This is a genomic window from Sneathiella sedimenti, assembly GCF_017313765.1.
Lineage (GTDB): Bacteria > Pseudomonadota > Alphaproteobacteria > Sneathiellales > Sneathiellaceae > Sneathiella > Sneathiella sedimenti.
On sequence record NZ_JAFLNC010000002.1, the window covers coordinates 862,542 to 876,755 of the forward strand.

The 14,214-nt window shown below is 57.3% G+C and carries 11 protein-coding genes; 10 read left to right on the top strand and 1 reads right to left on the bottom strand.

What is annotated here, in order from left to right; genetic code table 11:
* Nucleotides 1–175 precede the first annotated feature (175 nt).
* The 3 genes from J0X12_RS09245 (at nucleotide 176) to J0X12_RS09255 (ending at nucleotide 4,000) form a co-directional block, all read left to right on the top strand.
* A complete protein-coding gene (locus J0X12_RS09245; protein ID WP_207044618.1) occupies nucleotides 176–2,203 on the top strand; it encodes a molybdopterin-containing oxidoreductase family protein in 2,028 nt (675 codons plus the stop codon).
* Nucleotides 2,204–2,220: 17 nt separating this feature from the next.
* Nucleotides 2,221–2,661: a GFA family protein gene (locus J0X12_RS09250; protein ID WP_207044620.1), complete on the top strand. Its 441-nt coding sequence runs from the start codon at nucleotides 2,221–2,223 to the stop codon at nucleotides 2,659–2,661.
* 64 nt (nucleotides 2,662–2,725) lie between these two features.
* Nucleotides 2,726–4,000: a glycerate kinase type-2 family protein gene (locus tag J0X12_RS09255; protein WP_207044622.1), complete on the top strand. Its 1,275-nt coding sequence runs from the start codon at nucleotides 2,726–2,728 to the stop codon at nucleotides 3,998–4,000.
* Here the strand turns inward: J0X12_RS09255 and J0X12_RS09260 are convergent, their stop codons facing one another.
* Nucleotides 4,001–4,576, bottom strand: a complete 576-nt coding sequence (locus J0X12_RS09260; protein WP_207044624.1) for a helix-turn-helix domain-containing protein — start codon at nucleotides 4,574–4,576, stop codon at nucleotides 4,001–4,003.
* Between the two features lie 89 nt (nucleotides 4,577–4,665).
* Between J0X12_RS09260 and tdh the strand changes: the two genes are divergently transcribed.
* The 7 genes from tdh to J0X12_RS09295 all read left to right on the top strand — a co-directional run bounded on the left by tdh (nucleotide 4,666) and on the right by J0X12_RS09295 (nucleotide 14,203).
* The gene (gene tdh / locus J0X12_RS09265) at nucleotides 4,666–5,724 is read left to right on the top strand and encodes an L-threonine 3-dehydrogenase (protein ID WP_207044626.1); all 1,059 of its coding nucleotides are present in this window, start codon (nucleotides 4,666–4,668) and stop codon (nucleotides 5,722–5,724) included.
* Nucleotides 5,721–6,914: a glycine C-acetyltransferase gene (locus J0X12_RS09270; RefSeq protein ID WP_207044628.1), complete on the top strand. Its 1,194-nt coding sequence runs from the start codon at nucleotides 5,721–5,723 to the stop codon at nucleotides 6,912–6,914. The genes tdh and J0X12_RS09270 overlap by 4 nt, the downstream gene beginning before the upstream one ends.
* Nucleotides 6,915–7,020: 106 nt before the next feature.
* The gene (betA, locus tag J0X12_RS09275; protein WP_207044645.1) at nucleotides 7,021–8,688 is read left to right on the top strand and encodes a choline dehydrogenase; all 1,668 of its coding nucleotides are present in this window, start codon (nucleotides 7,021–7,023) and stop codon (nucleotides 8,686–8,688) included.
* 34 nt (nucleotides 8,689–8,722) lie between these two features.
* On the top strand, nucleotides 8,723–10,189 hold the full coding sequence (gene betB / locus J0X12_RS09280; RefSeq protein ID WP_207044647.1) for a betaine-aldehyde dehydrogenase: 1,467 nt from the start codon (nucleotides 8,723–8,725) through the stop codon (nucleotides 10,187–10,189).
* 102 nt (nucleotides 10,190–10,291) lie between these two features.
* Nucleotides 10,292–11,194, top strand: coding sequence for a DMT family transporter (locus J0X12_RS09285; RefSeq protein WP_207044649.1), 903 nt, complete (start codon nucleotides 10,292–10,294; stop codon nucleotides 11,192–11,194).
* 113 nt (nucleotides 11,195–11,307) lie between these two features.
* Entirely contained in the window at nucleotides 11,308–12,468 is a 1,161-nt protein-coding gene (argE, locus tag J0X12_RS09290; RefSeq protein WP_207044651.1) for an acetylornithine deacetylase, read from the top strand.
* A 136-nt stretch (nucleotides 12,469–12,604) separates the two neighbouring features.
* Entirely contained in the window at nucleotides 12,605–14,203 is a 1,599-nt protein-coding gene (locus J0X12_RS09295; protein ID WP_207044653.1) for an ABC transporter substrate-binding protein, read from the top strand.
* Nucleotides 14,204–14,214 lie beyond the last annotated feature (11 nt).

The following is a 14,214-nucleotide window of genomic DNA, read 5'->3' on the forward strand; positions in this document are numbered from 1 at the left end:
TTTTAAAACTATACCCGCATCCGAAGGGAGCGTCATTACTTTCTAATATATAAGCTTGTGAAATATCTTCCTGATTGGACCCTTCAAATCATACTAATTGGCCCTTTTTTCCTAACCAGTTCAAGATCATGATACACTCAACTAATACCGTGATTTTTGCGATGAGGATGAAACCATGTCTCTTGAACTCGCCAGTGTGTGCCCGCTCGACTGCCCTGATACCTGTAGCTTCACCGTGACGGTGGAGGAAGGCAAGGTCGCGAAAGTGCGCGGCTCCAAGGCCAATCCGCTGACCAATGGCGTCGTCTGCAACAAGGTCGCGCGCTATTATCCGGAGTTCGTGCATGGCAAGAACCGCCTGACCTACCCGATGAAGCGGGTCGGCCCGAAAGGCGGGGAGGCGTTTGAGAGGATTTCGTGGGAAGAGGCAATCGACACGATCTATGAGCGCTTCACCGCCATCATTGAGGAGCATGGCCCGCAGGCGATCATTCCGTATAACTACGCCGGACCGCACGGCATGTTGGCAATGGGGTCAATGGACCTTCGCTTCTTCTATCGTCTGGGGGCGTCAATCCTGTTCCGGCGCGCCATGTGCGGCGGCGTCAAGTCGGAGGCGTTCAAGGGCACCTTCGGCCTTGCCGGTGCCATGCAGCCCGAGCAATGCGCCAAATCAAAGTTGATTGTCGTCTGGGGAAATAACGTAACCTACTGCAACCTGCATCTGGCACCGATCATCAAGAAGGCAAAGGCAGAGGGCGCGAAGCTCGTCGTGATCGATCCCAAACGGATCAAGATCGCGGAGCAGGCGGATATGTATCTTCCCGTTCGGCCGGGGATGGATCTGATCCTCGCCTGGGCCATCGCGGTGGAACTTGAACGCATTGGCGGATTTGATCAGGCCTTTATCGACCAGCATGTCGAGGGTGCCGAGGAATTCATGACCGAGGCTCGCAAATACAGCATTGAGCAATCGGCGGAACTTTGCGGCGTGTCTGAAGAGGATATCCGCGCCTTTGCCAGGCTCTATAAGGAGACAGCCCCCGCCGCGATATCCGTCGGCAACGGGATCGAGCGGAACCGCAATGGCGGCAACGGCATCCGGGCAATTTTCGCGCTGCCGGCGCTTGCCGGAAAATTTGGCGTGGCCGGTGGCGGTATCGTCGGTGGGGCGGGCAACCTCTTTCCGAAGACGATTGATAAACTGCAGCGGCCTGACCTGATCCCCGAAGGCACCCGCACCCTCAATATCATTGATATCGGGCGGCACCTGGTGGAGGAGGATCTCGATATCCCGCTGAAAGGCGTGTTTATCTACAACCACAATCCGGTGGTCGTTTCCCCGGACCAGAATTTGACGAAGAAGGGCCTCTCGCGGGAGGATATCTTTACTGTTGGTTGCGATGTCGCTATGACCGACAGCATGAAATATTGCGACATCATCCTGCCGGCGGCGACCCATTTCGAGCATGATGATATCTTCTGCGCCTATGGCCAGCCCTATCTGCAACGGGCGGAACCGGTGATTGCTCCGGTCGGGGAATCGCTCCCCAATACGGAGATTTTCCGCCGTCTAGCCGCCCGCTTCGGCTTCAACGAGGGGATATTCAAAGCGACGGACAAGGAACTTATCGATGATGCCATCGACAACAACGATCCACGCCTGAAAGGCTATCGCCCAAGCGAAATCCCGGTCGGCACCGCTCTCTCCATGGAGCGGAACGGGGAAGACACGATCCTGTTCAAGAACGCCAAGCCGGCAACCCCAAGCGGCAAGATCGAGCTGAAATCGGGTTATCTCCGCGACACCTTCGGGGAAGAGATTCCGACCTATCACCCGGTTGAGGATAGTTTTCCGCTCTCCCTCGTCACGCCGTCATCGAATAAGATGATAACCTCGACCTTTGGCGGGGTGAAGGCAAATGACGATGTGCCGGAACTGGAAATACATCCGGAGGATGCCGCAGCGCGCGGGCTGAAAGATGGTATGCAGGTCAAGGTTTTCAACAATCTGGGCGAGGTTTACCTGCCGCTGAAAATCAGTGACAATGTCCGCCCCGGTGTGCTCTATTCTCCCAAAGGATCCTGGTTCAAGACAACGACGAATAACCAGACGGTTTCGGCGCTTGCCCCGACATTCAAGGCGGACCTCTCCGAAGGTGCCTGCTTTAATGACTGCCGGGTTGAGGTTGTAGCCGCCTGACTTCATTGGGAGGAAACATGAGTGACAAGAGTGAAAAGAACCTTCGGGCAAAGGGGGGCTGCCTCTGCGGCGGTATACGGTTCGAGATTTATCAGCCGCTTCGCCCCGTTGTCGTCTGCCATTGCAAGCAGTGCCGACAGACCGCAGGCTATATGAACGGGTTTACTGTCTGTCTGCCGGAGAATCTCGTCTTCACCAGGGAGGAAACGCTGACCTGGTATGAGAGCTCGGAAGAGGCGAAGCGAGGGTTCTGCAACAAATGCGGCTCCAGCATATTCTGGACCTATAAGTCAGGCGGCAATATGGGAATTGCCCCGGGGTCTCTCGATGAACCCACGGGCCTTAAAACTGCGATGCATATCTTCACCGAGTTTGCTGGCGATTATTACGAGATTACCGACGGACTGCCCGAACGTCCGGGACAGCGCCATGATGACGATATTCTGGAAGCCAATTGAAATACCGCTGGCCATTTGATCCCGACTTCCGTTAAAAAACAGGCTGTTTTGCCGGAGGGGACAGATGGATCAGGATAATCGAGCATTTTTGGCCAGCCTTTTTGACGCGGCGGTCAGCGCCGCGGATCCGCGCGAGACCCTTGTCCGGCATCTGCCTCCCGTGCCGAAGGGCCGCGCGGTCGTTATCGGGGCGGGCAAGGCCGCGGCCTCCATGGCGAAAGCGGTGGAGGAGAATTGGCAGGGCCCGCTTGAGGGCCTCGTCATCACCCGCTATGAGCATGGCCTGCCGCTTGAAAAAATAAAGGTGGTGGAGGCGGGGCATCCGGTCCCCGATGCGGAAGGGGCCAAGGCCGCAGATGATATCCTTGAGCTACTTGAGGGTTTGACAGAAGATGATCTCGTGCTCTGCCTGATTTCCGGCGGCGGATCATCACTCCTTGCGAAGCCAGGAGAAGGCATCACGCTGGACGAAAAGAAAGCCGTGACCAAGGCGCTGCTGGCCTCCGGGGCGAATATTACCGAGATGAACACCCTGCGTAAGCATCTCTCCGCCATCAAGGGCGGGCGGCTTGCCGTTGCGGCCTATCCGGCCAAAGTCGTTACCCTGATGATTTCCGATGTGCCGGGCGATGATCCGGCGGTGATCGCCTCTGGTCCGACTGTGCCGGATGCAACGACCTCAGCCGATGCGCGTGGCGTGCTTGAAAAATACAATATCGACATTCCGCCCTCCATCGACGCCTATCTCAACAGCCCGGCGTCGGAAACACCGGCACCAGATCATCCGGCATTTGCAAAGGCGCAATCGATCATGATTGCCACGCCGCAGGAGTCGTTGCAGGCCGCCGCCGCCCTTGCCGCGTCAAAAGGCATCACGCCGGTCATTCTTGGCGACAGTATCGAGGGGGAGGCGCGGGATGTTGCCGCCGTTATGGCCGCCATCGTTCGCCAAGTGAAGTTTCATGACCAGCCGTCCGCAAAGCCTTGCGTCCTAATTTCCGGCGGGGAGACCACAGTCACGGTCAAGAGTGAAAGCGGGGACACCGGGCGCGGCGGTCGCAACTGCGAGTTTCTGCTCGCCCTGGCGCATCATCTGAATGGCCTCGATGGTGTCTATGTTCTGGCCTGCGATACGGATGGCATTGACGGCACCGAGGATAATGCCGGTGCGATTATCACGCCGGATACTCTAGAACGAGCTAGTAAAGCGGGCCTCAGTGCGAAAAACTATCTCGCCCGGCATGACAGCTACAGCCTGTTCGACGGGCTGGGAGACCTTATCAAGACGGGGCCGACAAGGACTAATGTGAATGACTTTCGGGCGATCCTGATCTTGTAGCTAAATCTGCTTGCCCATCAGCACGACGAGGAGCGCGCGCGCCTCTTCCGCGCCGGTGTTGGCAATCTCATGCGGTTGATCGGCGGCATAACGTGCTGTCTCGCCGGCATAGACCCGTTCCGTCTCAATACCTGCCTGAACAGTGAGTTCTCCGCTGAAGACTGTCAGATGCTCTGTTGTCCGCGCGGTATGGGCGCTAGACGTCATCATGCCGCCCGGCTTGATCGTGACATCATACCATTCCATATCGTTAACAAGGCTGGCCGGCCCCAGCACCTTCAGGCTGTAGTGGCCCTTCGCGTCATTGAGGACGGGGATGGACGCGCCGCTGATAACCGTCAGGCTGTGGGTCGGGTCATCGCCGCGCACAATATCGTCAATGGTGACGCCCAATGCCTCGGCGAGCCGCCAGACAGTCGCCAGGGTCGGGTTGGTCTCATTGCGCTCGATCTGGGAAAGCATGGACTTCGACACACCGCAGACCGCCGCCAGCTGATCGAGGGTGAGATGTTTCTCTTTGCGCAGGCGATTGACAGTGGCGCCCACGGCAGGGGGATTATTTATTGTTTCTGACATTTTTCCGATTGACAGGAATTAAATCCGATATATTTTACTAAATACAGTATAACGGATTTTTATCCAATTGCTAGAAAAATAGGTGTCCCATGTTCACAATTGCCAAAACCGAAGCCGCCCGCGGAATCTGGTCCGCGTTTAAGGAGCCCCTGACTGCACCGGCGCGCGGCATGGTCATGGTGGACGTAATTGCCGCCGGTATTTGCGGCACCGATTATCATATCTATAGCTGGGATAGCTGGTCGGCCGGTCGGATCAAGACACCGATGACCATCGGTCATGAATTCGTCGGGCGGATCAGCGCGATTGGCGAGGGCGTCACGGGTTACGAGATTGGTGACCGGGTTTCCGCCGAATGCCATATTTCCTGCGGGGAATGCCATTACTGCCGTACGGGCAATGCCCATATCTGCGAGAAGACGAGCATTATCGGTGTTGACCGACCCGGTGCCTTCGCGGAGCAGGTGGAAGTGCCCGCAAGCAATCTCTGGCGCGTGCCAACTGCCATTCCTGATAAACACGCGGCTGTTTTCGATCCGGTGGGCAACGCCATGCATATGGTCTCGGCCGGCAAGGTCACCGCAAAAAACGTCCTTATTGTCGGCGGCGGTCCCATCGGTCTCTTCGCGGCAGCCATTGCCAAGGCTCATGGCGCGCGCACAGTTGCTTTGCAGGAACCGAACCAGGCCCGCGCGGCAATTGCCAGAAGCCTAGATCTTGATCTCGTTGTTAATCCGCGTGATCCCGACAGCGCCGCGCAAATTCTCAACCTTACCGACGGTCACGGGCCGGACGTGGTTCTCGAGGTGAGCGGAAACGGCGTCGCCCTGAATGCCGCGCTCGAGATTGCCGCACCGGGCGGGACATTCGCGCTTCTCGGCATTCCCAGCGGACCGGTGGAGCTTGACCTCGGCGCAAAGGTGGTCATGAAGGGCGTCAGCCTGATTGGCGTCACCGGGCGGCGGATGTTTGAAACCTGGTATCAGGTGGAGGCTTTCATGCTCAAGAACCCGGACCTGATGGAGAAGGTAATCACCCATGTCCTGCCCGCGACCGATTTTCAGCGGGGGTTCGAGTTGATGGACGAAGGCGCCTGCGGCAAGATCGTCCTTGATTTCCAGCAGATTGACCAGAGGTTGCCAATATGAGCAATGCATTACTTTCACGGCTGACGGAAGACTTGTTCGCCGCCGACAAGGCCGGAACCTACAAGCGTCTTAAAGTGATCGAGGGGCCGATCGGCGACCGGATCAGGCTCGCGGGGAAGGGGGAGGTAACGCTCCTTTCCTCCAATGATTATCTCGGATTTGCGAACCATCCGGAAGTTGTCGAGGCGGCGCGCGCCGCGCTCCTGAAATACGGGGCGAGCACTGCCTCGGTGCGCTTTATCTGCGGCACTCAGGATGTGCATGAGACCTTGGAGGCCGATCTGGCTCGTTTTCACGGGACCGAGGCGGCGCTCACTTATTCCTCCTGCTGGGCGGCGAATACGGGTCTGTTTAACGCCATATGCGGGGCGGGCGATGTTATCCTCTCCGATGAGCTTAATCACGCGAGCCTGATTGATGGAATCCGCGCGACCGCCAAGGATGTGGTGCGTGGTGTCTATAAACACAGCGATATGGCCGACCTGGAAGCGAAGCTTAAACAACATGCAGGCGCGCCCTCGCGGATGATCGTCACCGATGGCGTTTTCTCGATGGAAGGGGATATTGCCCCGCTCGACAAGATCGTCGCGCTTGCCGAGAAATACGATGCGCTGATTGTGCTGGACGACTCTCATGGTCTCGGCGTCATGGGCAAGACGGGCCATGGCACGGCGGAACATTTCGGCGTCATGGACAAGATCGATATCTTTACCGGCACCCTCGGCAAGGCGCTCGGCGCCGGAACCGGCGGTTTTGTATCGGGACCGATGGCCGTCACCGAGACATTGATCCAGAAATCACGGCCGCATCTCTTTTCGAACGCGCTGCCCGCAAGCGTCGCCGCGGCGGGGAGCAAGTCGCTGGAGCTTCTGGAGGCCCATCCCGAGCGGGTGCAGTCCCTGCAGGAGAAGGCGGCAAGATTCCGGGCGCGGCTGAAAGAGCTGGACCTCGATCCGCTGGAAGGCGACAGCGCTGTTGTGCCGGTTATAGTCGGGGAGACGGCAACCGCCATCCGCCTTGCGGGTGAACTGCTGGATAAGGGCATCTTTGTCACGGGGTTTGGCTTTCCGGTGGTGCCGGAAGGCGAGGCGCGACTGCGTTTCCAGGTCTCCTACGCTCATACGAAAGCGGAACTGGAGGAGGCCGGACATGCGCTTGCGACCCTCCTGTTGACGGCTCCCGCCAAATAAATCCAATGGCGAGGTTGTTTTAGTCAGTGTCGCCCTTTAAACAGGGAGGCGGGCTGGAGCCCCCTATACTCGGCTCCTTGACGCGTTAAGGGACTGAAACAGGCTGATGACGGAACAACGGGCATTTGACTATGTGATTATCGGCGCAGGCTCCGCCGGATCGGTGCTCGCCAATCGCCTGAGCGAGAACCCCGAAATCTCCGTCCTGTTGCTGGAAGCGGGCGGCGCCGGCCCCTGGTGGGACTGGCGCATCCATATGCCCTCGGCCCTCAGCTATCCGATGCATTCCCCCTCGCTCTCGTGGCAATACTACACCGAACCGCAGGAACATCTGAACGGACGGAAAATCTACTGGCCCAGGGGCAAGGTACTGGGCGGCTCCTCGGCCATCAACGGCATGTGCTATGTGCGCGGTAACGCGCTCGACTATGACGGCTGGGCCGCTGACCCGGGTCTCAAGGAATGGTCTTATGCCCATTGCCTGCCGTATTTCAGGAAAGCCGAGACCTATGATCGCGGAGAGGATCAGTATCGCGGTGGCAACGGGCCGCTTCATGTTTCCGTCGGGCCGTGCGAAAATCCCCTATACCACGCCTGGTTAGAAGCCGGGCAGCAGGCGGGCTATCCCTTCACCGATGATATGAACGGCTTTCAGCAGGAAGGCGTCGGCCGCATGGACATGACCGTGCATCAGGGCAAGCGATGGAGCACCGCGCTTGCCTATCTCAACCCGATAATGACGCGACAGAACCTGACGATCCTGACCGGCGCCAATACCCGCCGCATCCTGTTCGATAAATCCCGTGCGACCGGCGTGGAATACCAGCGGGGCGGCATCCTGCATCAGGTGACGGCAGTACGGGAGGTGATCTCGGCGGCAGGCTCGATCAACTCGCCGCACCTGCTGATGATCTCCGGTATTGGTCCAGCAGATGACCTTAAAAAACACGAGCTGCCTGTTGTTGCCGACCTGCCGGGCGTCGGGCAGAATATGCAGGATCATTTGGAACTCTATGTCCAGCAGGAATGCATTCAGCCGATTACGCTCTACAAGGTGATGTCACCGCTCGCGAAAATGAAAGTCGGGCTGGAATGGCTTCTCCTTAAGAAGGGCCTCGGCGCGACCAACCATTTCGAGGCGGGCGGTTTCATCCGAAGCGAGGCAGGGGTCGAGCACCCGAACCTGCAATATCACTTCCTGCCCATGGCCGTGCGTTATGATGGCGGTAACCCGACTGATCGGCACGGCTATCAGGCCCATGTCGGGCCAATGCGCTCGACCAGCCGGGGCTATATGGCGCTTCGCAGCGGGAATATCGATGACGCACCGATCCTGCAGCCGAATTACTGCGAGACGGAACAGGACCGCCGCGAACTGCGCGACGGGGTGAAGCTGACGCGGGAGATTTTCGCGCAGGCCGGCTTCGATCCCTATCGGGGCAAGGAACTTGCGCCGGGACCGGACGTGAAGACAGATTCCGAGATTGACGCCTTTGTCCGCGAAAATGTCGAGACGGCCTATCACCCAAGCTGCACCTGCAAGATGGGGAGCGATGACATGGCGGTCGTGGATGGCGCCGGAAATGTCCATGGCGTCGAGAATTTGCGCGTTGTTGACAGTTCCATCATGCCGCAGATCACGAGCGGGAACCTGAATGCGCCAACCATCATGCTGGCGGAGAAAATAGCCGACCTGATCAAGGGTGTCGCGCCGCTACCGCCGAGCGAGGCGCCCGTATACCGGGCGGCAAACTGGCAGACAAGTCAACGCTGAGAAATCAAAGACCTATCCTTTTCAAGGAAGAATGATGAGTAGACCAAAAAGACTGCCACTTTATATCGACGGGAAAGCCGCCAAGGCGATTTCCGGCAAAAGCTTCACGAATATCAACCCGGCGACGGGCGCGAAGCTTTCGGAAGTGGAACAGGCCGGTCGGCGCGACGTCGAAAAGACCGTACAGGTCGCGCGGAAGGGATTCCTGGAATGGTCCGCTCTGTCCGGAACCGAGCGCGGCCGCGTCCTCAAGAAAGCGGCCAGCATCCTGCGGGAGCGGCGGATGGAACTCGCCGAGATCGAGGTGATGGACACCGGAAAGCCGATTGCGGAAGCGCCGGAGGCGGACATCGACAGCGGCGCCGATGCGTTTGAGTTTTTCGGCGGGCTCGCCGCCGATATCAAGGGGTCGCACCATGACCTGGGATCGGACGCCTTTGCCTACACGCGCCGCGAACCGCTCGGCATCTGTGCGGGGATCGGTGCCTGGAACTATCCATTGCAGATTGCCTGCTGGAAAACGGCGCCGGCGCTTGCCGCCGGGAACTCCATGATCTTCAAGCCGTCCGAGCTGACACCGACCAATGCGGTCAAGCTTGCCGAGATCCTGACCGAGGCCGGGCTGCCAAAGGGTGTTTTCAACGTCCTGCACGGCAAGGGTGAAACCGGGCATTATATCGCCAGCCACCCCGATATCGACAAGATATCCTTCACCGGCTCGGTGCCGACGGGCCGGAAGGTGCTCGCGGATGCGGCCGGTTCCGTCAAGCATGTGACCATGGAACTTGGCGGTAAATCCCCGCTGATCGTGTTTGAGGACAGCCAGATCAATAATGCGGTCTCGGCGGCGATGAACGCGAATTTCTACACGCAGGGGGAAATCTGCTCCAACGGGACGCGGGTCTATGTGCATGAGGACATTCATGACGCCTTTGTCTCGATCCTGAAAAGCCGGACCGAGGCGATGATCATCGGCGATCCCATGGACCCCAAAACCCAGGTTGGCTCGCTGATCAATCCCGATCATCTGGAAAAGGTCATGGAATATGTCCGCCTCGGGATCGAGGAAGGGGCGTATCTGGTGAGCGGCGGCGAAAAGGTCTCCGTCAAGGGATGCGAGAAGGGAAGCTTCATGTCACCCGCCATCTTTACCGCCTGCCAGGATGATATGCGCATCTGCCGGGAAGAGATTTTTGGCCCCGTTATGTCGATCATGAGCTTCCGTGAGGAGGACGAGGTCATCAACCGCGCCAATGATACGGAATTCGGCCTTGCCGCCGGGGTGTTCACGCAAAACCTCGCCCGCGCCCATCGGGTGGTGGCGAAACTCCGCGCCGGGACCTGCTGGATCAACAACTATAACCTGACGCCCGTCGGTGTTCCCTTTGGCGGTTACAAGCAGTCCGGCATCGGGCGGGAGAATGCGGCCGTGGCGCTTGATCATTTTACGCAGCTTAAATCCGTCTATGTGGAACTCGGGGACGTCGAGAGCAGCTATTAGGCTCCTGATTTCGTCATAGCAGCCATTCGGTCCCGCGCAATTGACAGCGCGGACCGGACAGGCGAAGTTGATCGCCCGATTTTCCCGTCGAGTAGTCTTTACATGGAAGCCTGGATTTTAATCACCATCTTTGCGGCGTTCTTTCAGAATGTTCGCACGGCCCTGCAAAAATCCCTGAAAGGCCGCCTCAGCACAGGCGGGGCGACCTATGTGCGCTTCCTCTATGGCGCACCCTTCGCGTTTCTTTACATTATTGGAATAACGCATTTTACGGATTTACAAGTGCCGGCGCCGAATCTGGAATTCGCCACCTATGCTGTTGTCGGCGGGTTGTCGCAGATTTTCGCGACGGGTTTGCTGGTTGCGCTTTTCAGCCTGAAAAATTTTGCTGTCGGGACGACTTACGCAAAAACGGAGACGGTGCAGGCCGCTGTATTTGGGATTATTATCCTTGGGGAATCCGTTGGCGTCGGCGCAATGATCGCCATTGGCATCAGCTTTATTGGAATTCTGCTTATTTCCATGTCGTCGAGCGCCTTTTCATTGCGTGAATTTTTGTCCGGCTGGACCAGCAAAGCGGCGGGGATCGGGTTGATCTCAGGCGCCTTGTTCGGTGTTTCGGCGGTATCCTATCGCGCGGCATCTCTCTCGCTCGGCGGGGAAGGGGCGATGATGCAGGCCTCTTACACGCTTGTCTGCGTCCTCTTCTTCCAGACAATCGTGATGAGCTTTTATCTGCCTCTTCGCGAACCGGGCCAACTCACCAAGACTTTCAAAAATTGGCGGGTTGCCACATGGGTCGGATTGACGGGCATGTTGGGTTCCGCCGGCTGGTTCACGGCTATGGCGCTTCAGAACGCCGCTTATGTGAAAGCCGTCGGCCAGGTTGAACTGGTTTTCACCTTTATTGCCTCCTATTTCTTTTTCAAGGAAAAGACCAACCGCATCGAGGCCGCCGGTATTTTGCTGGTCGTTTTCGGAATTCTGCTTTTGTTGCTGGACTGACTTTCATAAATCAGTCTTTTTTCTGTAACATTTTCCTTTTTCCATCTTTCGTTCTGTTAACTCATCGTTTAAGCTGCCCATTACGTTGATATCAAACAATTGAGAGGTGGCCGTTGGGAGAGCACTATTCCGCCCGTGAAATGATTGAAAAACTGATTTCATTCGACACGGTGTCGCGACATTCAAATCTGGACCTGATTGATTTCGTCGCCGACTATCTGGCGGGCCACGGCATCGCCTCCACCCGGGTCTTCAATGAAGATAAGAGCAAGGCAAACCTCTACGCGACTGTCGGTCCGGTGAAAGAGGGCGGTGTCGTCCTGTCCGGCCATACGGATGTGGTTCCGGTGGAAGGGCAGCCGTGGGACACGGACCCCTTTACCGTCGTCGAAAAGGACGGGCGTCTCTATGGGCGCGGGACCTCCGACATGAAAAGCTTTTCCGCGATCGCCCTCTCAAAAGTCCCCGAAATGCTTGAGAAGGGCCTGTCGGTCCCGATCCATTTCGCGCTGTCCTATGATGAGGAGATCGGCTGCATCGGCGCGCCCGCCATGATCGATGAGATTGCGGCCAACCTGCCGGCGCCACGGGCGGTGATTGTGGGCGAACCGACGATGATGGATATCGTCTCGGCCCATAAGGGCATTCTCACGCTGACGACCACGGTGACGGGCCGTGAAGCGCATTCCAGCCTCGTCGAGGATGGGGTCAGCGCTGTCATGGTCGGGGCGGAACTGATGACCTTTATCGCTAATATGATGGCCGAGAACAAGGCGCGCAGCAAAGCCGACTGCCCGTTTTCCCCGCCCTATACGACCCTGACCTGTGGTGTCGTCGAGGGCGGCACGGCAGGCAATATTCTTGCGCGGAAATGCAGCTTCATGTGGGATATCCGGCATATTCCGGAAGATGACCCGATGAACTTTGTGGACCGTTTCAATGCCTACTGCACGGAAGAGGTCCTGCCGCGGATGCGTGAAATCGCACCGGAGGCCGATATTGTCACCGAGCTGAAAGCCAATGTTCCGGCACTTCGGCCCGAAGACAGCGGCGAGGCGGAAATGCTCGTCCGGGCCATTACGGGCCAGAACACCGCGCATGCGGTTTCCTACGCCGCGGAAGCCGGACAATTCCAGCAGGCGGGATTTTCCACGGTCATCTGCGGCCCGGGGTCGATCGGGGTTGCCCATCAACCCAACGAGTATATCGATATTTCCCAGGTGACCGCGGCTGAGAAATTCATGTCGCGATTGATTGATCGACTGTCAAAGTGAGGCATAGCAATTGCATTGGACAGAGATTGGAGTATTCGCTAATCTCAACTTTAGAATCCGTGAATAAAACCAATAATAAACACGGCGAAAGCGCCCGGTTGGGCAAAAACGACTAGATAGCAAAAAGGGAGTTATCATGAAACTAAGGACAGGACTGTTTGCTGCAGTTGCGGCCGTCGCCCTCGCGGTGGCCTCGCCGGTGCAGGCAAAAACCTTTAAATTTGCGTTTCAGGGGGATTTGAGTTCCCTCGATCCGCATTCACTGAATGAATCCTTCCTGCTGGGCACGCTCGGCAATGTGTATGAAGGACTCGCGCTTTATGATCCGAACATGCAGATCGTTCCGGGCCTTGCTGAATCCTGGAAAATCCTGACCCCGACAACATGGGAATTCAAGCTGCGTCAGGGCGTGAAATTCCATGGAGGGCAGGACTTCACGGCAGATGACGTGATTTTCTCCTGGGAGCGGGCCGGTCGCGATGGCTCGGACCAGAAAGTCCGCAACAGCATGATCAAGAGCATCACCAAGGTGGATGATTATACGATCGTCGTAGAAACACCTGCGCCGAACCCGATCCTCGTTCAGGACCTGCCGTACCTGTTCATCATGGACAAGGAATGGTCGGAAGAACATGGCACGACATCCTCGACAAGTGCCGCCGGTGACAATGCCGGTAACTACGCCAACCTGCATGCCAACGGCACAGGTCCCTTTATGATCAAAAGTCATGAAGCCGATGTCAAGACAGTGCTGGTCCGGAACAAGGATTACTGGGACGGCGACATGCCAACCAATGTCACCGAAGTGATCTTCACCCCGATCAAGGAGGCCCCGACACGTGTTGCCGCCCTGATTTCCGGTGAGCTTGACATGGTGTATCCCGTCCCGGTGCAGGACTGGGAACGTCTGGATAATGCCGAAGGCGTGAAAGCCTTGACCGGACCGGAAGCCCGGACAATCTTCATCGGCTTCGACCAGGGCCGCGATGAGCTGCTTTACTCCAACATCAAGGGCAAGAACCCGTTCAAGGATCAGCGTGTCCGGGCGGCATTTGTTCATGCCATCAATCTTGATGCCATCAAGGAAAAGATCATGCGCGGCGCGGCAACGCCGACCGGTCTGCTGGCGGCTCCACAGGTAAATGGATTTGTGGAATCCCTCAACTCTCCTTACGCATATGATCCGGAAAAATCCAAGGCATTGCTCGCGGAAGCGGGTTACCCGGAAGGTTTTGAAGTAACCCTGGACTGCCCGAATAACCGCTATGTCAATGACGAGAAGATTTGTCAGGCAGTGACCTCGATGCTGGCCAAGGTCGGGATCAAGGTCGATCTTCTGGCTCAGCCGAAGTCGAAATATTTCGGCAAAGTTCTGGCCACGAGCGGCTATGACACCAGCTTCTACCTGCTTGGCTGGACACCGGGTTCCATGGATGCGGAAAACGTTCTGTCCTCACTGATCGTCTGCCAGAATGCAGATGCCAAAAAGGGCATGTTCAACCTCGGCAACTACTGTAACCCGAAGGTGGATGAGCTGACCGCGGCGATCGGCAGTGAAACTGATCAGGCAAAACGTAATGAGATGATTGCGGAAGCCTTCAAGATCGTTAAGGAAGATGTTGGCTATATGCCCATTCATCAGCAGCCTCTTTCCTGGGGTGTGAGCGACCGCGTCACGGTCAATCAGCGCGCTGATAATGGCCTTGACTACCGTTATGTCATCGTCAACGAATAAGTAAGCTAGAT

Bases quoted from the DNA above. Each gene is read 5' to 3' on its own strand.
- betB (WP_207044647.1), top strand. From the start codon at position 8,723: ATGAGTAGACCAAAAAGACTGCCACTTTATATCGACGGGAAAGCCGCC.
- J0X12_RS09270 (WP_207044628.1), top strand. From the start codon at position 5,721: ATGAGCAATGCATTACTTTCACGGCTGACGGAAGACTTGTTCGCCGCC.
- J0X12_RS09285 (WP_207044649.1), top strand. From the start codon at position 10,292: ATGGAAGCCTGGATTTTAATCACCATCTTTGCGGCGTTCTTTCAGAAT.
- J0X12_RS09255 (WP_207044622.1), top strand. From the start codon at position 2,726: ATGGATCAGGATAATCGAGCATTTTTGGCCAGCCTTTTTGACGCGGCG.
- J0X12_RS09260 (WP_207044624.1), bottom strand. From the start codon at position 4,576: ATGTCAGAAACAATAAATAATCCCCCTGCCGTGGGCGCCACTGTCAAT.
- J0X12_RS09245 (WP_207044618.1), top strand. From the start codon at position 176: ATGTCTCTTGAACTCGCCAGTGTGTGCCCGCTCGACTGCCCTGATACC.
- tdh (WP_207044626.1), top strand. From the start codon at position 4,666: ATGTTCACAATTGCCAAAACCGAAGCCGCCCGCGGAATCTGGTCCGCG.
- J0X12_RS09250 (WP_207044620.1), top strand. From the start codon at position 2,221: ATGAGTGACAAGAGTGAAAAGAACCTTCGGGCAAAGGGGGGCTGCCTC.
- betA (WP_207044645.1), top strand. From the start codon at position 7,021: ATGACGGAACAACGGGCATTTGACTATGTGATTATCGGCGCAGGCTCC.
- J0X12_RS09295 (WP_207044653.1), top strand. From the start codon at position 12,605: ATGAAACTAAGGACAGGACTGTTTGCTGCAGTTGCGGCCGTCGCCCTC.